Source organism: Flavobacterium sp. TC780 (genome assembly GCF_056783245.1).
Map to the genome: position 1 here is coordinate 16130 of NZ_JBXBAV010000008.1, position 23247 is coordinate 39376.

General features: G+C 33.0%; 26 protein-coding genes and 1 pseudogene. 17 read left to right on the top strand and 10 right to left on the bottom strand.

Features of this window, described 5'->3' with window-relative positions; all coding sequences use genetic code 11:
• Positions 1-34 precede the first annotated feature (34 nt).
• The 14 genes and pseudogenes from AC1RYN_RS00605 to AC1RYN_RS00670 all read left to right on the top strand — a co-directional run bounded on the left by AC1RYN_RS00605 (position 35) and on the right by AC1RYN_RS00670 (position 14239).
• The gene (locus tag AC1RYN_RS00605; RefSeq protein WP_035618207.1) at positions 35-583 is read left to right on the top strand and encodes an NADH-quinone oxidoreductase subunit B; all 549 of its coding nucleotides are present in this window, start codon (positions 35-37) and stop codon (positions 581-583) included.
• Between the two features lie 4 nt (positions 584-587).
• Positions 588-1109: an NADH-quinone oxidoreductase subunit C gene (locus tag AC1RYN_RS00610; protein WP_481805415.1), complete on the top strand. Its 522-nt coding sequence runs from the start codon at positions 588-590 to the stop codon at positions 1107-1109.
• Positions 1110-1141: 32 nt separating this feature from the next.
• Positions 1142-2380 (top strand): NADH-quinone oxidoreductase subunit D, encoded by a 1239-nt coding sequence (locus AC1RYN_RS00615; RefSeq protein ID WP_481805416.1) that lies wholly within the window; start codon positions 1142-1144, stop codon positions 2378-2380.
• A 50-nt stretch (positions 2381-2430) separates the two neighbouring features.
• A complete protein-coding gene (locus tag AC1RYN_RS00620) occupies positions 2431-2961 on the top strand; it encodes a complex I 24 kDa subunit family protein (RefSeq protein WP_035618214.1) in 531 nt (176 codons plus the stop codon).
• A gap of 1 nt (position 2962) precedes the next feature.
• A pseudogene (gene nuoF / locus AC1RYN_RS00625) lies at positions 2963-4330 on the top strand (NADH-quinone oxidoreductase subunit NuoF).
• Between the two features lie 77 nt (positions 4331-4407).
• A complete protein-coding gene (locus AC1RYN_RS00630) occupies positions 4408-5439 on the top strand; it encodes an NADH-quinone oxidoreductase subunit G (RefSeq protein WP_481805417.1) in 1032 nt (343 codons plus the stop codon).
• Between the two features lie 2 nt (positions 5440-5441).
• Positions 5442-6494, top strand: a complete 1053-nt coding sequence (gene nuoH, locus AC1RYN_RS00635; protein ID WP_481805418.1) for an NADH-quinone oxidoreductase subunit NuoH — start codon at positions 5442-5444, stop codon at positions 6492-6494.
• Between the two features lie 160 nt (positions 6495-6654).
• Entirely contained in the window at positions 6655-7200 is a 546-nt protein-coding gene (locus AC1RYN_RS00640) for a NuoI/complex I 23 kDa subunit family protein (RefSeq protein WP_481805419.1), read from the top strand.
• A complete protein-coding gene (locus AC1RYN_RS00645) occupies positions 7200-7739 on the top strand; it encodes an NADH-quinone oxidoreductase subunit J family protein (protein WP_481805420.1) in 540 nt (179 codons plus the stop codon). Before AC1RYN_RS00640 ends, AC1RYN_RS00645 begins: the two co-directional genes overlap by 1 nt.
• A complete protein-coding gene (gene nuoK / locus AC1RYN_RS00650; protein WP_035618229.1) occupies positions 7739-8059 on the top strand; it encodes an NADH-quinone oxidoreductase subunit NuoK in 321 nt (106 codons plus the stop codon). Before AC1RYN_RS00645 ends, nuoK begins: the two co-directional genes overlap by 1 nt.
• Before the next feature lie 6 nt (positions 8060-8065).
• Positions 8066-9946, top strand: coding sequence for an NADH-quinone oxidoreductase subunit L (gene nuoL / locus AC1RYN_RS00655; protein ID WP_481805421.1), 1881 nt, complete (start codon positions 8066-8068; stop codon positions 9944-9946).
• Positions 9947-9959: 13 nt separating this feature from the next.
• The gene (locus AC1RYN_RS00660; RefSeq protein ID WP_481805422.1) at positions 9960-11399 is read left to right on the top strand and encodes a complex I subunit 4 family protein; all 1440 of its coding nucleotides are present in this window, start codon (positions 9960-9962) and stop codon (positions 11397-11399) included.
• A gap of 145 nt (positions 11400-11544) precedes the next feature.
• Entirely contained in the window at positions 11545-12915 is a 1371-nt protein-coding gene (locus tag AC1RYN_RS00665) for an NADH-quinone oxidoreductase subunit N (RefSeq protein ID WP_481805423.1), read from the top strand.
• A 547-nt stretch (positions 12916-13462) separates the two neighbouring features.
• Positions 13463-14239 carry a Bax inhibitor-1/YccA family protein gene (locus AC1RYN_RS00670; RefSeq protein WP_481805424.1) on the top strand — a complete coding sequence of 259 codons (777 nt, stop codon included), beginning with the start codon at positions 13463-13465 and terminating at the stop codon, positions 14237-14239.
• Between the two features lie 49 nt (positions 14240-14288).
• On the opposite strand, the gene AC1RYN_RS00675 is transcribed toward AC1RYN_RS00670, so the two are convergent.
• The 4 genes from AC1RYN_RS00675 to dinB form a co-directional block, all read right to left on the bottom strand.
• The gene (locus AC1RYN_RS00675) at positions 14289-14804 is read right to left on the bottom strand and encodes a PAS domain-containing protein (RefSeq protein WP_481805425.1); all 516 of its coding nucleotides are present in this window, start codon (positions 14802-14804) and stop codon (positions 14289-14291) included.
• Between the two features lie 254 nt (positions 14805-15058).
• Positions 15059-15454 carry an SMI1/KNR4 family protein gene (locus AC1RYN_RS00680; protein WP_481805426.1) on the bottom strand — a complete coding sequence of 132 codons (396 nt, stop codon included), beginning with the start codon at positions 15452-15454 and terminating at the stop codon, positions 15059-15061.
• A gap of 203 nt (positions 15455-15657) precedes the next feature.
• On the bottom strand, positions 15658-16455 hold the full coding sequence (locus AC1RYN_RS00685; RefSeq protein WP_481805427.1) for a hypothetical protein: 798 nt from the start codon (positions 16453-16455) through the stop codon (positions 15658-15660).
• 150 nt (positions 16456-16605) lie between these two features.
• The gene (dinB, locus tag AC1RYN_RS00690) at positions 16606-17688 is read right to left on the bottom strand and encodes a DNA polymerase IV (RefSeq protein ID WP_481805428.1); all 1083 of its coding nucleotides are present in this window, start codon (positions 17686-17688) and stop codon (positions 16606-16608) included.
• A gap of 225 nt (positions 17689-17913) precedes the next feature.
• On the opposite strand from dinB, the gene AC1RYN_RS00695 reads away from it, so the two are divergent.
• From AC1RYN_RS00695 to AC1RYN_RS00705, 3 genes are all read left to right on the top strand, one after another.
• Complete coding sequence (locus tag AC1RYN_RS00695) at positions 17914-18639, top strand: metallophosphoesterase family protein (protein ID WP_481805429.1); 726 nt, start codon at positions 17914-17916, stop codon at positions 18637-18639.
• Positions 18640-18684: 45 nt separating this feature from the next.
• Positions 18685-19209 (top strand): DUF6646 family protein, encoded by a 525-nt coding sequence (locus AC1RYN_RS00700; RefSeq protein ID WP_481805430.1) that lies wholly within the window; start codon positions 18685-18687, stop codon positions 19207-19209.
• Positions 19210-19357: 148 nt separating this feature from the next.
• A complete protein-coding gene (locus tag AC1RYN_RS00705; protein ID WP_481805431.1) occupies positions 19358-20143 on the top strand; it encodes a hypothetical protein in 786 nt (261 codons plus the stop codon).
• 508 nt (positions 20144-20651) lie between these two features.
• Here AC1RYN_RS00705 and AC1RYN_RS00710 read toward each other — a convergent pair.
• From AC1RYN_RS00710 to AC1RYN_RS00735, 6 genes are all read right to left on the bottom strand, one after another.
• Positions 20652-21053, bottom strand: coding sequence for a hypothetical protein (locus AC1RYN_RS00710; RefSeq protein WP_481805432.1), 402 nt, complete (start codon positions 21051-21053; stop codon positions 20652-20654).
• The gene (locus AC1RYN_RS00715) at positions 21037-21351 is read right to left on the bottom strand and encodes a LemA family protein (protein WP_481805433.1); all 315 of its coding nucleotides are present in this window, start codon (positions 21349-21351) and stop codon (positions 21037-21039) included. Before AC1RYN_RS00715 ends, AC1RYN_RS00710 begins: the two co-directional genes overlap by 17 nt.
• Positions 21352-21937: 586 nt before the next feature.
• Positions 21938-22174: a hypothetical protein gene (locus AC1RYN_RS00720; RefSeq protein WP_481805434.1), complete on the bottom strand. Its 237-nt coding sequence runs from the start codon at positions 22172-22174 to the stop codon at positions 21938-21940.
• Between the two features lie 2 nt (positions 22175-22176).
• A complete protein-coding gene (locus AC1RYN_RS00725) occupies positions 22177-22509 on the bottom strand; it encodes a hypothetical protein (protein ID WP_481805435.1) in 333 nt (110 codons plus the stop codon).
• A 149-nt stretch (positions 22510-22658) separates the two neighbouring features.
• Positions 22659-22886 carry a leucine-rich repeat domain-containing protein gene (locus tag AC1RYN_RS00730; RefSeq protein WP_481805436.1) on the bottom strand — a complete coding sequence of 76 codons (228 nt, stop codon included), beginning with the start codon at positions 22884-22886 and terminating at the stop codon, positions 22659-22661.
• The gene (locus tag AC1RYN_RS00735; RefSeq protein ID WP_481805437.1) at positions 22886-23206 is read right to left on the bottom strand and encodes a hypothetical protein; all 321 of its coding nucleotides are present in this window, start codon (positions 23204-23206) and stop codon (positions 22886-22888) included. Before AC1RYN_RS00735 ends, AC1RYN_RS00730 begins: the two co-directional genes overlap by 1 nt.
• Positions 23207-23247: the final 41 nt, after the last annotated feature.

Sequence of the window (23247 nt, forward strand, 5' to 3'; positions counted from 1 at the left end):
ATCTAAAATCAGAAATCAGAAATCTAAGATAAAAATGAGCGATTCAAATATAAATATGGTTGCCCCGCCAGAAGGAGTCACAGGAGAGGGTTTCTTCGCTACAAAACTTAACGATGTTGTAGGTTTAGCAAGAGCCAATTCATTATGGCCTTTACCATTTGCAACATCATGTTGTGGTATCGAATTCATGGCAACAATGGCTTCGCATTATGATATAGCACGATTTGGTTCTGAGCGTGTGAGTTTTTCTCCTCGTCAAGCTGATATGTTAATGGTAATGGGAACTATTTCTAAAAAAATGGGCCCTGTTTTACGTCAGGTATACGAACAAATGGCAGAGCCTCGTTGGGTTATTGCTGTAGGTGCTTGTGCATCATCTGGAGGTATTTTTGATACTTATTCAGTTCTACAGGGAATTGACAAAATAATACCTGTAGATGTTTATGTTCCAGGTTGCCCGCCAAGACCAGAACAAATTCTTGATGGCGTAATGAAATTACAAGAATTAGTAAAAAGCGAGTCTGTAAGAAGACGTAGCTCACCTGAGTACCAAGAATTATTGGCTTCATATAACATTCAATAACAAAATGGCATTAGAGACAATAGAAATTCAAGATAAATTAATTGAAACATTTGGAGAAAGTGTTTTCAATTTCAATCAAGAAAGAGACATTTTTTCATTAGAAGTTGATTCTGATAAAATTACAGCTGTAATTCTTTTTTTGAAAAATGACCCGATATTACGTTTTCATTTTTTAACCAATTTGTGTGGTGTCCACTACCCTGACAATGACGTTGATCATCAATTTGCAATAGTATATCATCTGCATAATTGGTATGAGAATAAAAGAATAAAAATAAAAGCCTTTATCAATGGTGAAAAGCCAGAAATAAAAACCATATCAAACATTTTCTTGTGTTCAAACTGGATGGAAAGAGAAACCTATGATTTTTATGGCGTAAATTTCATCGGCCATCCACAATTGAAACGTATTTTGAATATGGATGAGATGATTTCATTTCCGATGCGTAAAGAGTTCCCATTGGAAGACAGTGGAAGAACAGATAAAGACGACAGGTTCTTTGGAAGAACAACAACAAATTGCTAAGACAAAATCATATAATTTTTCACATTAAATAAATGTCAGAACTATTATTACCACCAGAGCATCGCTATGCTAAAATAATCGAACAGAAACTAAACGACGAAGGAAAGCGAACTTTCTTCTTGAACTTAGGGCCAACACACCCAGCTACACACGGTATTTTTCAAAACGTACTATTAATGGACGGTGAAAGAATTCTTGAGGCTGAAACAACTATTGGCTACATCCATAGGGCATTCGAAAAAATTGCCGAAAATCGTCCTTTTTATCAAATCACTCCTCTTACAGACCGAATGAACTATTGCTCCTCTCCTATCAATAATATGGGATGGTGGATGACTCTAGAAAAACTTTTGGACATTGAAGTACCTAAGCGTGTTCAATACCTAAGAGTTATTGTAATGGAATTAGCAAGGATTACCGATCATATCATCTGTAATTCAATTCTTGGTGTAGATACAGGTGCGTATACCGGTTTCCTTTACGTTTTTCAATTTAGAGAAAAAATATACGAAATCTACGAAGAAATTTGTGGAGCTCGTTTAACTACAAATATGGGAAGAATCGGTGGATTTGAAAGAGATTGGTCTGAGGCCGCTTTTCAAAAAATCGAAACTTTCTTAGAAGAATTTCCAGTTGCTTGGAAAGAATTCGAAAGCTTATTCGAAAGAAACAGAATTTTCATTGACAGAACGGTTAATGTTGGAGCAATAAGTGCTGATAGAGCTATGGCTTACGGCTTTACAGGACCAAACTTGCGTGCAAGTGGTGTTGATTACGACATTCGTGTTGCACAACCCTATTCATCTTACGAAGATTTTGACTTTATCGTTCCTGTTGGGAAATCTGGAGACACTTACGATCGTTTCTGCGTTCGTAACGCCGAGGTTTGGGAGAGTTTAAGCATTATTCGTCAAGCATTAGATAAAATGCCTGAAGGAAATGTTTATCATGCTGAAGTTCCAGATTACTATCTTCCTCCAAAAGAAGACGTATACACTAACATGGAATCTTTAATATATCACTTTAAGATTGTAATGGGAGAAGTTCCAGTTCCAGTTGCCGAAATATACCATGCGGTTGAAGGCGGAAATGGTGAATTAGGTTTTTACCTTGTAACCGATGGAAGCAGAACCCCATACAGATTACATTTCAGAAGACCTTGCTTTATATATTACCAAGCTTATCCTGAAATGATTAAAGGAGCTATGTTATCGGATGCCATTGTAATATTATCAAGTTTAAATGTTATCGCTGGAGAGTTAGACGCTTAAAAGATTTCAGATTGTAGAATAACGATTTTTGATTTCAGATTTAAAATAAAATGGAAAGAACACATTACAAACAAGAAATAAATATGACTGAGGCATTGATGAACCGCATCAATGAACTAATCAGTCATTATCCTGAAGACAAAAGAAAATCGGCATTATTGCCTGTTTTACACGAAGTACAAGACGCCCATGAAAATTGGCTAAGTATAGAGTTACAGGATAAGGTTGCCGAAATTTTACATATAAAGCCAATTGAGGTTTATGAGGTAGTAACTTTCTACACTATGTACAACCAAAAACCAATGGGTAAATACATGTTTGAATTTTGCCAAACTTCTTGTTGTTGTTTAAGTGGTGCCGAAAATTTAATGGATTATACATCTGAGAAATTAGGTATCAAAATGGGTGAAACAACTCCTGACGGTATGTTCAGCATTGCTGGTGTAGAATGCTTAGGTGCTTGTGGATATGCTCCAATGATGCAGTTAGGTGATTTCTACAAAGAAAAACTTACCGAAGAAAAAATTGATCAGTTAATCGCTGATTGCAAGGATAATAAAATAATATTACACGATAAATAATATGTCACAGAAAATATTATTAGATAAAATCAATATTCCTGTATTAAAACCTACGAAGTGTACCGCAAAAATGGTGGTTATGCATCTGTAGAAAAAGCTTTAAAAACGCTTACACCAGACGAAGTTGTTGAAGAGGTAAAAAAATCAGGTCTTCGTGGTCGTGGTGGTGCAGGTTTCCCAGCGGGAATGAAATGGAGTTTTATTGATAAAAAATCGGGAAAACCAAGACATTTAGTTTGTAATGCCGACGAATCTGAGCCAGGTACTTTCAAGGATCGTTATTTGATGGAATTCATTCCTCACTTATTGATTGAAGGGATGATTACTTCAAGCTTTGCCTTAGGCGCTAACTTATCATATATCTACATTCGTGGAGAATATATGTGGGTTTTCAAAATATTAGAAAGAGCCATTGCCGAAGCGAAAGCTGCTGGATTTTTGGGAAAAAACATATTAGGATCAGGATATGATCTAGAACTACACGTTCACTGTGGAGCTGGTGCTTATATTTGTGGAGAAGAAACTGCACTTATAGAATCATTGGAAGGAAAAAGAGGAAATCCGCGTATTAAACCACCGTTCCCTGCTGTTTCTGGACTTTGGGCTAACCCAACCGTAGTAAACAATGTTGAAACTATTGCCACTGTGCCATGGATTATCAATAACTCTGGTGATGATTATGCCAAAATTGGCGTAGGTCGTTCTACCGGAACTAAATTAATCTCTGCTTCTGGACACGTTAAAAACCCTGGAGTTTATGAAATTGAATTAGGTTTAAGTGTTGATGAATTTATGAATTCTGATGAATACTTAGGCGGAATGTCTTCTAGCAGACCTTTGAAAGCGTTTGTACCAGGAGGTTCTTCTGTGCCAATTTTGCCAGCTGAATTAATTTTTAAAACTGCAAATGGTGAAGATCGTTTAATGACTTACGAATCTTTAAGTGATGGTGGTTTTGCTACTGGATCGATGTTAGGTTCAGGAGGATTTATCGTGTACAACGACACTGCTTGTATCGTAAGAAATACATGGAATTTTGCACGTTTTTACCACCACGAAATCTTGTGGACAATGTACTCCTTGTCGTGAAGGTACGGGTTGGTTAGAAAAAATATTGTGGAGAATAGAAAACGGTCAAGGCCGTGAAGAGGATATCGAATTATTATGGAGCATCCAAAGTAAAATTGAAGGAAATACAATTTGCCCACTTGGAGATGCAGCATCTTGGCCTGTAGCAGCCGCTATTCGTCATTTTAGAGATGAATTTGAATACCACGTTCGTTTCCCAGAAAAGATAAAAAACAGAGAGCATTTTGTTGCTGAGCCTTTTTCGCAAGTAAAACATTTAGTAACAAAACAAACAGTTTAAATTAGTTTAAAGTTTTTTAGTTTAAAGTTCAACAACTTGGAACTTTAAACCTTAAACTAAAATAACAAAATATAGAGATGAAAGTAACCATAGACGGTCAAAGTATAGACGTAGAGCCAGGAACAACAATCCTACAGGCTGCACGTATGATTGGTGGAGATTTAGTTCCGCCAGCCATGTGCTATTACTCAAAATTAAAAGGTAGCGGAGGAAAATGCCGTTGTTGTTTAGTTGAAGTATCGAAAGGAAGTGAAGCTGATCCAAGACCAATGCCAAAATTGATGGCATCTTGTGTAACAGGATGTATGGATGGTATGGAAGTAAACAGCAAATCTTCTGACAGAGTAACGGAAGCACGTAAATCTGTAACAGAATTTTTATTGATTAACCACCCTTTGGATTGCCCTGTTTGTGATCAGGCTGGTGAATGTGATCTTCAAAATTTAAGTTTTGAACACGGAAATCCGAAATCACGTTTCATTGAAGAAAAAAGAACTTTTGAACCAGAAGATATCGGTCCGCATATACAATTGCATATGAACCGTTGTATCTTATGTCAAAGATGTGTACAAGTTGCAGATCAATTGACAGATAATAGAGTTCATGGGGTATTGGATCGTGGTGATCACGCTAATATTTCAACTGGTATCTCTAAAGCAATCGATAATGAATTCTCTGGAAATATGATTGACGTATGTCCTGTTGGAGCTTTAACTGATAAAACGTTTCGTTTTAAATCAAGAGTTTGGTTTAACAAGCCTTATAACGCACACAGAGAGTGTACAACTCCTGGATGTTGTGGTAAAACAACTGTTTGGATGTTTGGAGGCGAAATACAACGTGTTACTGGTCGTAAAGATATTTACCATGAAGTAGAAGAGTTTATTTGTAACAGTTGTCGTTTTGACCACAAAAATGTTGCTGACTGGACTATTGAAGGACCAAGAGAGTTTGAAAAAGATTCGGTTATCAACCAAAATAACTACACTCGCAAGTTAGAAAAAGTAGAAATTGCTACTGAGAAGAATATTCTTTTGGGTAGAGATGAAGACCGCAAAAAAATTAGTATGGCACAAATCCCATTAACCAATAACGACAAAAACTCTTAGAAATGGATAGTACATTTATAATAGAAAAAAGTGTTGTAATTCTTGTGGTTTTTGCTGTAACTATGATTATGGCGATGTATTCTACTTGGGCTGAACGTAAAGTCGCGGCTTACTTACAAGATCGTGTTGGACCAAACCGTGCTGGTTGGGGTGGATTATTACAACCTCTTGCAGATGGTATGAAGTTATTCTCGAAAGAAGAATTTATCCCTAATACTCCAAACAAATTTTTATTTGTTGTAGGCCCTGCAATTGCCATGAGTACTGCTTTAATGACAAGTGCCGTAATTCCTTGGGGTGATAAGTTACACTTGTTTGGCAGAGATATTTTACTACAAGCTACAGATATCAACATTGGATTATTATATTTCTTCGGAGTTGTTTCTGTTGGAGTTTATGGTATCATGATTGGTGGATGGGCATCTAACAGTAAATTTTCATTGATGGGAGCGGTTCGTGCTGCTTCGCAAATGGTTTCGTATGAAATTGCAATGGGTTTATCGATGATTGCTTTGTTAATGATGACTGGTAGTTTAAGCTTAAGAGAAATCTCTTTACAACAAGCTGAAATGAACTGGAACGTATTTTACCAACCTTTATCTTTCTTGATTTTCCTTATTTGTGCATTTGCTGAAACAAACAGAACTCCTTTTGACTTAGCAGAATGTGAAACGGAATTAGTTGGTGGATATCATACGGAGTATTCTTCAATGAAAATGGGATTCTATTTATTTGCTGAATATGCAAATATGTTTATCTCGGCTACTATTATCTCTGTATTGTTCTTTGGTGGATATAACTATCCTGGTATGCAATGGATGGTGGAGAATGCGGGTGTAAATCCGGCTAACGTTTTAGGAATGGTTGTTTTATTTGCCAAAATATGCTTCTTCATCTTTTTCTATATGTGGGTTCGTTGGACTATTCCAAGATTCAGATATGACCAATTGATGCATTTGGGTTGGAAAATATTAATTCCGCTTTCTATCATCAATATCATGATTACAGGTGTTGTGATGTTAAGAGGTGAAATTGCAGCTTATTTAGGGTTTTAATAAACGAAATACCTAGCCCTGATAGAAGTGGAAATCCTTTATTGTTTTCCTTTAAAACAATAAAGATTGTAACGGATAGCAGGATTAGCTTCAGATAAAAATAAAAGAAATAAATTTTTGAATTTGGTTTTGGAATCAAAATCGCAAATGATAAATTAAAATGTCGATAGAAACAATATCATTATCGGGTAGAAAAAAGTTAGTCTCTAATAAAGAGATGACTTTTCTTGAGCGATTGTACCTTGTTGCAATTTTCAAGGGGTTGGTTATTACAATCAAACACTTTTTTAGACGTAAGAAAACAATTCACTATCCAGAACAAGTTCGAGTACGAAGTGATGTTTATCGTGGTCAACACCAGTTGAAACGCGATGAACAAGGTCGTGAGAATTGTACTGCATGTGGATTATGTGCTTTGTCATGTCCTGCTGAAGCAATCACAATGAAAGCTGAAGAACGTAAAGCAAATGAGAAACATTTGTACAGAGAAGAAAAATATGCTTCGATATATGAGATCAATATGTTGCGTTGTATTTTTTGTGGATTGTGTGAAGAGGCTTGTCCTAAAGATGCAATTTACCTGACTACGTCAAAAGTATTAGTTCCTTCTAGTTATGAAAGAGAAGATTTTATTTTTGGAAAAGACAAATTAGTGATGCCATTAGATGTGGCTATGAAAAACGCTCAACTTAAAAACGCTAATTAATGATACATATACCTGATTTTGCAAATGCAAATGCAATACAAATTACTTTTTGTATATTAGCTTTCATAACAGTGATAACTGCTTTCTTAACGATTTTTAGTCGTAATCCCATTCATAGTGCTATTTATTTAGTGATTTGCTTTTTCTCTATTGCGGGTCATTACTTACTATTAAATGCTCAATTTCTAGCGATAGTTCATATCATAGTATATTCGGGAGCCATAATGATTTTATTTTTATTTACCATTATGTTGATGAACCTGAATGAAAAACACGAAGTACATAAACCCCGAATTACTCGTTTGGGTGCTATAGTTTCTTTCTGTTTGATTTGTATTGTATTGATTGCAATATTTATTAACTCTAAACCAATTGTTGGTGAATACGACTCAACTGGTGAAGATTTTCAATCGATAAAAGTATTAGGTAAAGTATTACTGAACGAATATATGGTTCCGTTTGAATTTGCTTCTATTTTACTTTTGGTTGCCATGATTGGAACTGTGTTATTGTCTAAAAAAGAAAAATCGAAAAAATAATGAATAATATTTTAAATCAAATAGGTATTGAAAACTACATATTTTTAAGTGTAGTCCTTTTTTGCGTAGGCATATTTGGTGTTTTATACAGACGTAATGCTATTATCGTTTTTATGTCTATCGAAATCATGCTTAATGCAGTAAACTTATTATTTGTTGCTTTCTCTACTTATCACCAAGATGCACAAGGACAAGTATTCGTATTTTTCTCGATGGCAGTTGCTGCAGCTGAAGTTGCAGTTGGATTGGCAATTTTAGTATCGATATTTAGAAACATACATTCAATTAGTATCGATAATTTAAAAAATTTAAAAGGATAAATGGCAATGGATACCAATTTAGCTTTAGTTTTAGTATTAGCTCCTTTTTTAGGATTTTTAATCAATGTTTTCTTTGGGAAAAGTTTAGGAAAGACAGTTTCAGGCGCTATCGGAACGCTTTCTGTAGTGGTTTCATTTGCTGTAACTATTTATTTTTTCCTTCAAATAAATCAGACTCAACAACCTATCAGCATTTCTTTATTTGAATGGATTCAGATAAGTAATTTCAAAGTTGATTTAGGTTTCTTATTAGATCAATTATCATTGCTTTGGTTGCTTTTTGTAACTGGTATTGGTTCTTTGATTCACTTATACTCTATCAGCTATATGCATGATGATGAGAAAATGCACCAGTTTTTTGCTTACTTAAACCTGTTTGTGTTTTTCATGATTACACTAGTTGTTGGAAGTAACTTATTAGTATTATTCATTGGTTGGGAAGGTGTAGGACTTTGTTCTTACTTACTAATCGGTTTCTGGTATAAAAACCAAGAATATAATGATGCGGCTAAAAAGGCTTTTATCATGAACAGAATTGGGGATTTAGGATTATTAGTTGGTATTTTTATCATCGGTTCAATGTTCTCTTCTCTAGATTATGCAACTATAAAAACTGCAATCGTTAGTGCAACTGACTTAAATGTTCCGTTGCTTTCTTTAGCTGCTTTTTGTTTGTTTATTGGTGCTTGTGGTAAATCAGCTCAAATTCCATTATACACTTGGTTGCCTGATGCGATGGCTGGACCAACTCCGGTTTCTGCATTAATTCACGCAGCTACGATGGTAACTGCTGGTATTTTTATGATTACCCGATTAAACTTTGTTTTTGATTTAACTCCAGATGTTCAAAGCTTAATTGCTATTATTGGAGCAATAACTTCTCTTGTTGCTGCTACAATTGGTCTGGTTCAGAATGATATTAAAAAAGTATTGGCTTACTCTACTGTTTCGCAATTAGGTTTAATGTTTTTAGCATTAGGGTTAGGTGCTTACGAAGTAGCTGTTTTCCACGTAATAACTCACGCTTTCTTTAAAGCTTGTTTATTCTTGGGTTCTGGTTCTGTAATTCACGCTTTGCATGGTGAACAAGATATGCGTAAAATGGGTGGATTGCGTAAAGCTATGCCAGTTACATTTATCACGATGCTTGTTTCTTCATTAGCAATATCGGGAGTTCCTTTATTTTCTGGATTCTTTTCGAAAGACGAAATTTTATTGACTGCTTTTCACCATAACGTTCCACTTTATGTTGTTGCATCGGTTGCATCTATCATGACTGCTTTTTATATGTTTAGATTAATGTTCTTAACTTTCTTCAAAGATTTTAGAGGAACTGAGCATCAAAAAAGTCATTTACACGAAAGTCCTGCTTTAATCACTTTCCCATTAATTGTTTTAGCAATCTTAGCTACTTTTGGCGGATTGATTAGCTTACCTGGAAATAGCTGGTTGAATACTTATTTAGCTCCACTTTTTACAAAAGTTGCTGGCGAAGCACATCACTTAGGACCTACTGAATATACTTTAATGGGTGTTGCTGTTATTGGTGGTTTAGTTGGTATTTTTATCGCCTACTTAAAATACATCAAACAAAATAATGTTCCTGATGAAGATGAATCTATAACTGGAGTTGCAAAAGTATTATACAACAAGTATTATGTTGATGAGGCTTACGATTATTTATTTGTGCGCTCTATTAATGGATTGTCTAAATTCTTTAGAGATTATGTTGAAACAAGTATATCAGCACTTGTTTTCGGATTAGGAAAAGTAACCAATGAGATAAGTTATCAAGGTAGAAGATTACAAAGCGGAAGTATCGGACTATATTTGTTCGCATTTGTTTTGGGTATGTGTGCCATTGTTTCTTATATATTTTTAGCTTAATAATTTAATAACTATGAACGTTTCTCTTATATTAATTATACTTTTAATTGGTGCATTTGTCACTTATTTTGTGGGTGATAAACTAGCTTCAAAAGTAGCCCTGTTCTTTAGTTTAGCTGCTTTAGGTTGTTCGATTGTATTGTTAAATCATTATAATCTTGGCGAAAGCATCAGCTATATTAGCCAATGGATTATTCAGCCTAAAATTTCATTTGTATTAAATGCAGATGGATTGGGTATTGCAATGTTACTGCTTACAACTGCTTTAACGCCTATAATCATAATCTCTTCTTTTGGTAACTCTTACCCGAATGCAAAAGGATTCTATGCTTTAATTTTATTCATGGCATTTGCAATGGTGGGGACTTTCCTTGCAGCAGATGGTTTGTTATATTATATTTTCTGGGAATTATCATTAATCCCTATTTATTTCATTGCCTTAATTTGGGGTAATGGTGATACTGAAGAACGCAAAAAAGCGGTAGTTAAATTCTTTATCTACACTCTTGCTGGTTCATTATTCATGCTTGTAGCATTTGTTTATTTATACACAAAAGCAGGTAGCTTCTTATTGACAGATTTATATGAACTTGATTTAACTGCAACTGAACAACTTTGGATTTTCCTGGCTTTCTTCTTAGCTTATGCTATTAAGATTCCTCTTATTCCTTTTCATACCTGGCAAGCAAGTGTGTACCAAAAAGCACCTACTGCAGGAACTATGCTTTTATCAGGTATTATGCTTAAAATGGGACTATACAGTATCATTCGTTGGCAATTGCCAATTGCGCCGATTCCTGCAAAAGAATACATGTCTGTTTTTATCGGATTAGGTATAGCTGGTGTAATCTATGGTTCTATTGTTGCATTAAGACAAAAAGACTTAAAAAAATTACTTGCTTATTCTTCATTAGCACACGTTGGGCTAATTGCTGCAGGTACTTATACTCTAACTGCTGATGGTTTAAGCGGATCTGTTTTACAAATGATCGCACACGGTTTTGTTGTAGTAGGTTTGTTCCTGGCTGCAGAAATCATCTTTAGAAGATACGAAACTAGAGCTATTGCTGAGTTAGGCGGAATTCGTTACCAATCACCTAAATTTACTTCGATGTTCTTAATTTTAGTATTGGCATCGGTAGCATTACCATCTACATTTAACTTTGTTGGAGAGTTTACAGTATTATATAGCCTATCTCAAATTAATATTTGGTTTGCTGTTATAGGTGGAACGACTATTATTTTGGGTGCTTACTATATGCTTAAAATGTTCCAACATGTAATGTTAGGTGAAACAAATACTAAACCTTTTGCTGATGTATCTATTTCTGAAGGAATTTCTCTTGTAGCGATTATTGCTGTATTATTCTTTTTTGGATTATATCCAAAACCAATTACAGATTTGATTTCTCCAAGTTTAGATGTAATTTTAAAAGTTATACATAGAAATTAAGGTTTTAGAATGAAGGGTAGCCATTTTTGATTTCAGATCTAATCTGACTTAAAAGAGTTACACTGCTAAAGAATAAATAACATATTTTAAATAAAAATAAATTAGGGCATCATTAGTTTTAGATTCCTAAATCAAAAAAACAAAAATGAATACATTAATAGCTATAATAGGATTGGGTGTTTTTTGCCTACTGTTTGAAATTCTTAATTTAAGAAAAGCCATTATTCCAGTAACTATAGTTGGTTTATTAGGCGTTTTGGCAATAAACTATTCAGAATTTGGTTTAACCGAAAGTTATTACAATAACATGATTGCGGTGAGTAAGTACTCTACGGCATTTTCTTCTTTGTTTATTGTTTTAACCATTTTCTTAGTGGCTTTGAGTTACAATTTCTACGAAGATCATCAAACGAAAATTTCTGATTATATAGCTATAAAAATATTTTTATTAGCAGGAGCTGTAGCAATGGTTTCTTTTGGAAACTTAGCTATGTTCTTTTTAGGAATTGAAGTATTATCAATCGCGTTGTATGTATTAGCAGCAAGTGATAGAACTAAGATAAAAAGTAATGAAGCTGGAATGAAATATTTTTTAATGGGTTCTTTTGCTTCTGGTATTATCTTATTCGGAATCTGTTTGATTTATGGTGCTATGGGTAGTTTTGATGTAGTCGAAATTAGTGAATTATCTCAATCTGCTGAGTTGCCTATTTGGTTCCCAATTGGTATTGTTCTATTAACTGTTGGTATGTTATTTAAAGTTGCAGCTGTTCCTTTCCACTTTTGGGCTCCTGATGTTTACGAAGGTTCTCCAGCTTTAACGACTGCTTTAATGAGTACTTTGGCAAAAGTTGTTGCTATTGCTACTTTATACAAACTATTAACGATACTCAATGCTGAACTTTCAGAAAGTTATGTAATCGTAATTGTAATTGTTTCGATGTTGTCTATGACTGTTGGTAATATCATGGCATTGCGTCAAGTTAATGTAAAACGTATGCTGGCTTACTCTGGTATCTCGCATGCTGGTTTCATGTTAATGACATTATTAACTTTAGCTACTTCTGCAGGAACTCTTTTATATTACACTACTGCTTATGCATTGGCTGGAATCGCAGCTTTTAGCGTTATATTATATGTTTGTAAAAATCAAGACAACGAGGATATCACTAATTTTCATGGTTTAGGGAAAACGAATCCTTTGTTAGCAGCAATCCTTACGGCTTCGCTTTTATCGATGGCTGGTATTCCAATTTTTGCTGGATTCTTTGCTAAGTTATTCTTATTTAATCAAGTATTGCAGGCTGGATATTTAGCATTAGTAATTGTTGCAGTAATTAACTCTATCATAAGTGTTGGTTATTACTTCAAATTAATATTAGCAATGTACACTAAAGAGCCGAATGAAACTCGTACAGGAAGACCTTTCCTTATTTATGCTGTTGCAGTAGTTTCAATACTATTAAACATCATTATCGGTTTATTCCCTTCCTTAGTTTTAGATCTTTTGAACTAATCTTAATTACATAAAAATACAAGCCATCAAGTTTTAAACTTGGTGGCTTTTTTGTTTAGACCATTTATGAAAATATGAATTTTAGCTCTTTTCCTTAAATAAAGTTACATGACCTATATGGTGTTATTTTTTATAGTTTCAATTCATCAGCCTCCAGCTAAGACAAGAGGCAGCGCTAAATAAAATGCGTTCAGTAAATTCTCTCACAAAGACGCCAAGGTGCAAAGTTTACATCTAATTACTTAGCGGCTTTGCGACTTGGCGTGACAAACATTCAGTATAGCATTAAAGGGGAACATAACTTAACAATATTTTGATTTGATTGAATCAATTGAAAATTAAAATCATCTATTTTTAAATATCAATAATCTTCCAAACTATTATATCTTGCAACTTTATAAAATTACATTTTATTAAAAAAACCTAGTAATTTCATAAGTCTCTTGGTATCAAAAAGGCATAATTCAAGTGTTAAAATATTTATAGCAATTATAGCAAATATCAAAATATAGGTTATATTTGGTACGTTTTAAAATATAAATCTATTATGGCTTTCAACTCAAACAATCCGTTTTTCAGTAATAAACGTTTTTCTCCAACTTCGGTTGCAGCAAAAAGTGAGAATCCTCATCAGGCAACAATTATCGATTATGGTAATGAAATGACACTATCTGGCACTATCAATAAAACTCTTATTTTATTTTTATTGCTTACTGCTACTGCAATGATAACTTGGTGGATGTCTTTTAACGGAATCAACCCTATGCTTCCTACAATTGGCGGAGCAATCGTTGGATTAATTTTAGTTGTAATTTCGGCATTCAAGCCACAACTTTCTCCTTACTTAGCTCCAGGTTATGCTTTGTTTGAAGGTTTGTTTATTGGTGGAATATCTGCAATTTTTGAAGCTATGTATCCAGGAATCGTAATACAAGCTGTTGGTGCAACATTTGTAACCTTCATGGTTTGTTTAGGTTTATACAAATACAAAATTATAAAAGTAACTGAGCAATTCAAATCTGTTGTTGTGGCAGCTACTTTGGCAATTGCAACTTATTACCTGATTTCTTGGTTAGTTTCAATGTTTACAAGCTTTACACCTGTTCATCATGGTAGCTCTATGATGAGTATTGGTATTAGTGTTTTCGTAATCATTATTGCTGCTTTAAACCTATTCTTGGATTTTGACAGAATTGAACAAGGTGTTCAAGAAAGAATGCCAAAATTCATGGAATGGTATGGTGCAATGGGATTAATGATTACTTTGGTTTGGTTATATATCGAATTTTTGAGACTGTTATCTAAACTGAATAGTAGAGACTAATCGTTTCAATTATATAAAAAAGCCTTTTTGAAAATCAAAAAGGCTTTTTTTATGCTGCTTTTTCAAAAGCAATAAAGTGAGTCAATTTCCCTTTTAAGTTAAAAACGGGAAATGCATTTATCGTACAAAAGTAAGTTTCGCCATTTTTCTTGTAATTCAGAATAGTCTTTTCAAACGTTTCCTGAGAATTTATTGCCAATCTAATTTCTTCTCTAACAACAGAGGAAGTTTCAGGTCCTTGAAACATCTTAGGCGATTTACCAAGGATCTCAACTTCTGTATAACCTGTCATATTAAGAATACGGCTTGAAGCAAAAACAATCTTCAGTTTCAAATCTGTAATTACCACAACTTCTTCTTTCAATCGTTCTAAAACATCAAATTCGGAATCATCCCAATTAAATTGATCTGCAATATGATGTACTTTTTGCCAATCAGAATAATTACTTTTTAAATCATTTAAAGACTCGTGATGAAAATCCCATGAAATCACTGGAATAACATTGCAATTCATCTCTTGATGGTATTTTGCAATTGCAGCATCGTAAGCATCTAAATTATACATAAGATAAAAATTTATTCAAAGATAAATTGAAAACAACATCAATCATAGTCTTATTCGGTATTTAACGCTTGTTTAAGGGGTTTAAAACTCAAACTGAAGTTGTACAACAATCGCTTTCTTAACTTCGGTATTAAGATTGCTTAATGAAATACCTAATAACCTGACAGAATCGATAACTTAGTTACATATGCAACCAAAAAGGATAGCACTGGATATAGTACTCAAAATGTATCTAACTCAAAACCGATAGCAGTTTACCCTTCCATTTCTTCTGCCTCTAGCTTTAGCAAGAAAATAAAAAAACTCTCATAATTATCAAATAAATCGAAATCAGATAAAAACTCCTCTCCAGTGTTTAGTCGCACTGCATCTGTAGAACTTAACCAAAACACTTTGTTTTTCTCTACATCTAAAACAATCAAGCTTTCAGGAGGCTCAGCAATTGCGATGTAATTTTGAGGAAGGTTTATACTTGTCCGCCACTCTAATGTTTTTTCTGTGATGCTATCAGCCTGAGAAATATCGGATATTTCAAAGTGCGAAATACCTCCTAACATTCCGCCAGAATAAAAAGATGATATCTCCTTTAAGTCACTAGGCAATGAGATGTATAATAAACCTTCAATTGCCTCAACTGTTTTTTGAGACACAGGGTCTTTTGGGCAAAATTTTAAGTAGTTATTCCGTAATTGGGCGAAAGTTAAATTTCTCATAAGTTGTTAATAATAAAGTCATAGAGGTGCTGCATTCCGAAAATCCGCTTTAATAAAATCCTAACCATTTGTTAGGGTAATATTTTTCAAAGACTTTTTTTCTTCAGAAGATCGCAATGTATCTATTTTATTTTTTACTGCTAGTTTTCTTTCAATGATTCCTCTAACGTGAAGCCATTAACGAGACACTTAGGTAATTGCTCCCTAATTTCTCTTAATTCTTTTTGGTTAGCTTTAATTCTTAAAAATTTAAGCTTTTTTAACTTAGACAAATTCTCAATTGTATTTTTTAACTTCATCGCATTTGTATCAACTAGATGTAAAACACTAATATTACTTTTTTCATTAAGGAAATCCAACTCAGGAAGTTCTGATGTTCCCGAAATCCCTAGAAATCGAAGTTTATTGAGTCTTTCAATAAACTTAAAATCTAAAAAAAGTTTACACTTGTCAAATGATAAAACTTTTAAGTCAACCATTCTTTCAATATTTTCTATATGAGTTAGTTTAAGTGTATAGCTTATATTCAAAGCCTCAAATTTAACGTTAAGTGGCAAAATAATTTTACTAACTTTTCGCGCACCACACACTTTTATCTTGAACATTTTTTTATCCAAAGACCGAAAGTCTAGTATCTGACTACTATCACCAAAAAAAAATAGCCCATCAAAACTATCAGAAATTGTATTATGCATGATGTAATTTTCGTAATTACCATCAAATAAATTTCCTTTGTCATCGCCTTCAAGGTATCTACGATACATAATTCCAGTTAAAGCCCTGAACTCTTGAGCAGAAAAACTTTCATCATCAAAGAAATCTTCAAGTTCAATAAAACTCTTAATTTCAGGAATGCTAGAGAGCCAATTTTGTGTTTCATCGACACCAAAGCCTACAGGTGCGGTGCGGATTTTGTCTAATAAATATTCCTTATTCATAATAAAAGCATCCGATTATAATTGATATTGGTCGTAATTCTAACAGCATAAGCTTCTACATAAAACCAATACAAAAGTTTAAATTTCAAGATAATTTTAAAAAACAACCTGACATAACTTTTTGAAACATTTAACACCCTTCTAACCAATTCAAAAACTAAACTTAAGCTGTACAACAATCGCCTTCTTAACTTCGGTATTAAGATTGCTTAATGAAATACCTAACAAACGAACTGAATCTTTCATTCGTTCCTGATACAGGAGCTCTTTTACGGTTTCCATAATCAAACTTTTATCGGCTATAAAATAAGGTAATGTTTTACTTCTGGTTTGCTGTGTAAAATCGCTATACTTAATTTTAAGAGTAACTGTTTTACCAGAAATTTTATGCTTTTGCAAACGTCTCTCTAAAGAATTAGCAATTCGCTCAAGTTGTTCCAACATAAAAATTTCTGAAGAGAGATTAACATCAAAAGTATGTTCTGCTGCAACTGACTTCGTTATTCTATTTGATTTTACCTCACTATTATGAATTCCACGTACAACATGATAATAAAAAGTCCCTGATTTGCCGAAATGCTTTTCTAGAAATTCTAAACTTTTACTCTTTAAATCTGTTCCTGTAAAAATACCAAGCTGATACATTTTTTCGGTAGTTACCTTCCCTACTCCATAAAACTTCCGAATAGGTAATTCTTCCAAAAAAGGAATTATTTCATCAGGGTTAACCGTTTTTTGACCGTTGGGTTTATTGTAATCACTTGCAATTTTGGCGACAAACTTGTTAACTGAAATTCCTGCCGAAGCGGTTAATCCAACTTCATTAAAAATTCGCAATCTAATTTCTTCCGCCAATAAACTCGCGCTTGGATTGCCTTTTTTATTAATCGTAACATCAAGATAAGCTTCATCAAGTGAAAGTGGCTCAACTAAGTCTGTATATTCATGAAAAATTTTATGAATTTTATTTGATATCTCTTTATATCGATCAAATCGTGGACGAACAAAGATAAGCTGTGGACAATTGCGCTTAGCCTGCATGCCACTTATTGCACTCCGAACACCAAATTTACGAGCCTCATAACTTGCTGCTGCAACAACTCCACGATTCTCAGATCCTCCCACAGCAATAGGTTTACCGCGCAAATCTGGATTATCCATTTGCTCTACCGAGGCATAAAATGCATCCATATCAATATGGATGATTTTTCGATATGTAGGCACGTCAGACATGTTACAAATTTAGATAGGAAACCAAGAAAAGAGAATAAAATGATCATAAATATTTTTACTTTTTTCGTTAATTTTTGTAACTAACCTAGCAAACAAAAAAAACTCAAATTAATTTTAAAAACAGCTGGTATTAGATTTTAGCGATAATAACAAACATTAACAAGTGAATAAGCAAAAGCCAAATCATTTTCTCCTATTTTTGTAAGTACATTACAAAACATTAAAATGAGAACATTCGTTATTGGAGACATACACGGTGGCTTAATCGCATTAGAACAAATACTTGAAAGAGCTGCTGTAACAGACAAAGACACTTTAATTTTCTTGGGTGATTATGTTGATGGCTGGAGTCAATCACCACAAGTGATTGATTTTTTAATTGAATTAAAACAAAAACAAAACTGTATTTACATCCGAGGTAATCATGATGATTTACTTCAACAATGGATGAGAGATGGCAGAGACAATGAATTATGGCATCATCATGGTGGTGAATCAACTGTTCTTGCTTACGAATCGATTAGTGATACACACAAACAAATACATGTTACTTTTCTTGAATCATTACAAGGTTATTATCTAGATTCAGAAAATAGATTATTTATTCATGCAGGTTTTACTAACTTAAGAGGTGTGACTTATGAATATTCATTTGAATCATTTTTTTGGGATAGAACGCTGTGGGAAACTGCTATGGCATTAGATCCAAATATGGAAACGGATTCTCTATTCTATCCAAAAAGATTAAAACTGTATAAAGAAATTTTTATCGGCCATACTCCTGTTACTAGAATTCATGAAACAGTTCCTATACAAAAGGCCAATGTTTGGAACGTTGATACTGGTGCTGCATTTACAGGAAAGTTAACCATTATGGATATTGACAGTAAAGAATTCTGGCAAAGTGACCCTTTAAACGAGTTGTATTTTGACGAAAAAGGCAGGAATTAATATATAAAAACTTATTTTTGCAAAAATTATAAATCATTACATTTTATGAAAAAGATTATTACACTTGCGTTTTTATTAGCATTTGGTTTAACTCAAGCGCAACAAGCTTTCAGCGGCAAAGGTGACACAAAGGTTAACATAGGTGCAAACATTCAAGATGGTGGTACAGGAATTCAAGCTTCGGTAGATTTTGGACTAGGAGAAAATTTTTCTGTTGGGATTGTAAGCAACTATTTATTAGGGATAAATGAATATAATGGCTTTTATGGCACAATTCAATATCATGGTGTAAAACCTGCTTTTAAAGATCGTTTTGATGCAAAAGTTAGAATGAACGCTAACCTAGGAAGCGTAATAAATGTAGATAAAAAACTAGATGTTTACCCAGGATTAAGTCTTGGATTAAGAAACTTTGGCGGTCATGTTGGTGGTCGTTATTTCTTTACTGAAGGTTTTGGAGTATTCACAGAACTTGGCTTTCCAATAGCTAAATATGGTGACAACGATAAGATGTTTGACCATTTAAACAATCAATTTACTTTTAGCTTAGGAGCTTCTTTTAGTTTATAGAAAGAAACAACAATAGTTTTGAGGCTTTAATAGCCTAAACATATCCAAAAGGCCATTTGAAATTTCAAATGGCCTTTTTAATTATAACCACACTAGATAATCAATTAATTATTAGATATATTTATACTAAATCATTTACACTGCAATTATGAAAAAAATTATCGGAAACACCTTTTACTATACATCAATACTATTTTTAGTACTTACAGCTACATCATGTAAAGATTCTAAACAAGAAATAAAAAAAGAACAGCCTAATATTTTTGCAGGCACTTGGATTGCAAAAGACTTTATCGATAACATAATTATTGATAATGGAATCAAAACTATTGACAATGGAGTTACAGAAATCATAGTACTGGAAAACTTGAAAGACAGTATTACTTTTATAAACGAAGATCTGGAAAAGAGCCACTATTTAGCGTCCATTAAAAACGATACTTTAGTGAACCATTTGTATGAAACCAAAACACAAAAAGCAGTAATCCAAGACGGAAATTTAATCCTATTGCCACTCGATAGCCGTTATCATTCACAAGAATATGTCAAAGCTGATAGTTCATTGGTAAAAAAAGCAAAAGAGACAAACGTAACTGTACTCCGCCTTTTAATAAACAAAACACTCTCTGATAACATTTATTCAACCAAATCTTCAAAAACTGAAATTAAGTTTACTGAAGACGGGAAAGTAGAAGGTCTTTCAAATTTTAAAGACTATTATATTAGCATCAATGGCGATTCAGCAGATACTCGAGGCATAACAGCAATACGCTTTACCACTGTTGATGGATCTGATAAAAAATTAGGAATTGAATTTCAAAAAGATAAAATAGAATTATATGACCTTGTACTTCTAACTAAGTCTGATGAAAAGCCATCTTATAGAAAAGGCAAATTATTGTATTCATTAAGAATAATAAAACCAAAAAAATAAACAACTATAAAACAGAATGTAGTATTTACTTATGCATTATCAAAAAAGACTATCTAAAAAGCCTCAACTTTAAAGGTTGAGGCTTTTGCTTTAATCAATATTAAAGTTGGGATATAAAATTTCGGCTAATTCATTTAACCAATATAACCCGTGGTCTAATTCTTTTGTATGGTATTCTAATGTCTCATTTCTTCTAATTAAGGTTAATGCGATTACGTAGTTTAGATTGCGAATTTTTAGCCTCATCACCATACAAAAGGATTGACTTCGTCGGATCTTCGATTTCATGCAATCATGGGGAATTATTTAGTAAAAGTTCAAATAACGAAACGTGCACTAAATCAAATAATTAATTTAAAAATAACCTCTACTGATTACTGTTTCAAAAGAGTAAGGCCTCCAAAAATTAGAAACCTTATATTATTGCAATGATGTTGCAAAATCTATTTTCAACACAAATTCATTTGTGAAATTAATCACATAAATCCAAAAATGCAATTATGTTGCGTTATCTGTTTCTGTTCCTAAACTCTTGCTGTTCTGACATCTTACCAAACTCTTTCACAAATTTCTTGATTGTATTAAGATTAAACATTACAAAGAATAGCATTCCTAAAAAAATTGTTATCCAACTATAAATAAGCTGTACACCTGAAATATCCGAAGCCACTACACAAAAAATAATAGTTGGTAATATCGCGATCAATAATGTAAGTCCTAAACACAATAGTAACGGTGATATAAAATAACTAATAATAGAAGTAAAACCAATCTTCCTAAATACGGCTGCAATAAGTGCTAATCCTACAATACCAAAGATTAAAACCGCAAATCCATAGATTAAAACCAAATCAGTTGCTTTGTTTATTTCGGTTTCATAACCGAAGAATCTATTAAAATTGAATTCCATTATATACTTTTTCTTCTGTTGAAACTTCAAATAGGGTTTGTGTATGATAACCGAGCATTTTTGCCAAAATAAGATTAGGGAATTCCTGAATTCCGATATTATAAAGATTAACACTATCGTTAAAAAACTCTCTTCTATCAGCGATTTTATCTTCCATCTGAGAAACTCGTCTTTGTAATTCAAGAAAATTTGAGTTAGATGCTAACGTTGGATAATTTTCGGAAACGGCAAACAACGTTTTTAAAGATTTAGAAAACTCGTTGGCATTTTCATTTCTATCGACTGTTTTAGAATTCAAAAAATCAGTACGAAGCTTGGTCAGATTCTTGAGCTCAACATATCGGTTTCATGTTCACATAAACTTAGAGGCGACTTTAACCAGTTCTGTAATTCTTCTGCTCTTTGCATCAAAATCGACATCAATATTCCTAAAAGCTTTTTCGAAGTTATTCTTTAGCATAACCAGCTTATTATAAGTACCTATAAAAAAGTTAAGTAGTATAATTACAAAATTAACCCCACGATTAAAGCAATGTTTTCGGCTGACATAATTTATTTAATTGAAAATGATATACATAAGTATAAGTGTGATAAAAAATAGCGTTGTTAAAAATGAAACTAACAATGGTTGGTATTATTCAAACGAAATACTTTGAGGTATTGCAACTCCAAAAACGCCGATTACAATTCCTTCGGGAACGACATTACCATCATCTGAATCAGCATAACCAATAAGTAACATATAGTCATTTATTCTTTAAATACGTTTTAAATATCTCTTTTTCCCTCCCTCTTGCTTATCAATCCTGTCAAAATAGATTCTTAATCCTTCTCCATTTACAGAACACTTCCTGTTTCGTCTTTAATTTTAAAATCTCCTACTTTTAGCTTGTAAATATAGTTCTATAGGATCTCTTACCATCATCATCTGCTGGCCCTTCTTCTTCGATTGTATAATAATATCCAATGCAGGGTTTACTAAAATAAGGAGAAATAATAGGTTCAATTTCTTCTAAATCGCCCTCTACCTCAACTAATCCCATTGCAATAGCATTCATCTTAAAGTGGGCAAAACTGCCTAAGTTTAAGAACTTGCTTTTGTTGCTGGGAAAGAAAATCATTTTTATAAAAATAAGACTCCTAACCTCAGATAAAGAACAGAAAATGTAATTTCTCTATATAAAGCAACCAAAAAAATATCCCAATGACTCCTATTATCATAAGCAAGCCGAGTAACTTCTGCTTTAAAGGTGTTTTTTGATGTTGTGTTTTCTATTAAATTTTTCTCTTTCTGCTTTTTCTGTTTTACTACTTCTGATCTCCGGATAAATATCATCCAAATAATGCCAAGTATAAAAACAGATGCAAATAAAAAAAGAAAACCATAAGAGTAAATTTGGAAACAAACAGAAAGCTCAGACCAATACACAATGGGCACAAGACAAAAAACAACCAACTTGGGAATTTTAAATTATATAAACCCGAAAGAATTATAGTTTGAAACAAGGCAATCCCAAGACTAAAGAACATCAGGAAAACAACCATCCCTCCATCCACTTGATTTTGATCAAAAAATGTAAAAAATTCGTTCATTATTAAAAATTATTAAAACACAATTTCGACCCGATTGGCAAGCAACTTTCGAATCTTATTTTCTAAATCAGAAATAGGATTATTACTTAAATCTAAACCTATCAATTGCTGTAATTTATTGACCTCGTTAGGAATTTCACTAATATTATTATTACTTAAAGTCAGAAACTTAATGTTTTTAAATTGCAAAATTGCTACTGGAAATTCATCTAATTTGGCATTAGCTAAATTTAACTCCACTACCATATGGGTTTCAGCCTGCTTTTCCAACTTATAAAAGGTAGTTTTTTCTTTTTCTTCCCCTCTTTACTTTGGATAAAAAGACCTACAGCAGCCAAAATAAGTGATGCTAGAAAAAAGATACATAAAAAAGCAACCCAAATAGGAGAATCATCTTTTTCTTGGGTAAAAAGTCTTAAATAAACGAAATAAGCTAAGCCGCCAACCATCGTTAAAAACAATCCTAGCACTATTGAAAACAAAATGCATTTAAAAATCAAAAAAAGTACTTTTTTAACTATTGTTCTATTTAGGTGCTGCCTCCCTAACAACAGGAGCATGTATTAACCTTAGCAATACGTAACGTCAAAGTAAGATGCAC

Coding starts and splice junctions, on each gene's coding strand:
- AC1RYN_RS00675 (WP_481805425.1), bottom strand. CDS start 14,804: ATGTATAATTTAGATGCTTACGATGCTGCAATTGCAAAATACCATCAA.
- AC1RYN_RS00710 (WP_481805432.1), bottom strand. CDS start 21,053: ATGGAATTCAATTTTAATAGATTCTTCGGTTATGAAACCGAAATAAAC.
- AC1RYN_RS00615 (WP_481805416.1), top strand. CDS start 1,142: ATGTCAGAACTATTATTACCACCAGAGCATCGCTATGCTAAAATAATC.
- AC1RYN_RS00705 (WP_481805431.1), top strand. CDS start 19,358: ATGAAAAAAATTATCGGAAACACCTTTTACTATACATCAATACTATTT.
- AC1RYN_RS00695 (WP_481805429.1), top strand. CDS start 17,914: ATGAGAACATTCGTTATTGGAGACATACACGGTGGCTTAATCGCATTA.
- AC1RYN_RS00720 (WP_481805434.1), bottom strand. CDS start 22,174: ATGATTTTCTTTCCCAGCAACAAAAGCAAGTTCTTAAACTTAGGCAGT.
- AC1RYN_RS00700 (WP_481805430.1), top strand. CDS start 18,685: ATGAAAAAGATTATTACACTTGCGTTTTTATTAGCATTTGGTTTAACT.
- AC1RYN_RS00620 (WP_035618214.1), top strand. CDS start 2,431: ATGGAAAGAACACATTACAAACAAGAAATAAATATGACTGAGGCATTG.
- AC1RYN_RS00665 (WP_481805423.1), top strand. CDS start 11,545: ATGAATACATTAATAGCTATAATAGGATTGGGTGTTTTTTGCCTACTG.
- nuoH (WP_481805418.1), top strand. CDS start 5,442: ATGGATAGTACATTTATAATAGAAAAAAGTGTTGTAATTCTTGTGGTT.
- AC1RYN_RS00640 (WP_481805419.1), top strand. CDS start 6,655: ATGTCGATAGAAACAATATCATTATCGGGTAGAAAAAAGTTAGTCTCT.
- AC1RYN_RS00605 (WP_035618207.1), top strand. CDS start 35: ATGAGCGATTCAAATATAAATATGGTTGCCCCGCCAGAAGGAGTCACA.
- AC1RYN_RS00610 (WP_481805415.1), top strand. CDS start 588: ATGGCATTAGAGACAATAGAAATTCAAGATAAATTAATTGAAACATTT.
- AC1RYN_RS00735 (WP_481805437.1), bottom strand. CDS start 23,206: ATGCTCCTGTTGTTAGGGAGGCAGCACCTAAATAGAACAATAGTTAAA.
- AC1RYN_RS00645 (WP_481805420.1), top strand. CDS start 7,200: ATGATACATATACCTGATTTTGCAAATGCAAATGCAATACAAATTACT.
- AC1RYN_RS00685 (WP_481805427.1), bottom strand. CDS start 16,455: ATGAATAAGGAATATTTATTAGACAAAATCCGCACCGCACCTGTAGGC.
- AC1RYN_RS00670 (WP_481805424.1), top strand. CDS start 13,463: ATGGCTTTCAACTCAAACAATCCGTTTTTCAGTAATAAACGTTTTTCT.
- dinB (WP_481805428.1), bottom strand. CDS start 17,688: ATGTCTGACGTGCCTACATATCGAAAAATCATCCATATTGATATGGAT.
- AC1RYN_RS00660 (WP_481805422.1), top strand. CDS start 9,960: ATGAACGTTTCTCTTATATTAATTATACTTTTAATTGGTGCATTTGTC.
- nuoL (WP_481805421.1), top strand. CDS start 8,066: ATGGATACCAATTTAGCTTTAGTTTTAGTATTAGCTCCTTTTTTAGGA.
- nuoK (WP_035618229.1), top strand. CDS start 7,739: ATGAATAATATTTTAAATCAAATAGGTATTGAAAACTACATATTTTTA.
- AC1RYN_RS00630 (WP_481805417.1), top strand. CDS start 4,408: ATGAAAGTAACCATAGACGGTCAAAGTATAGACGTAGAGCCAGGAACA.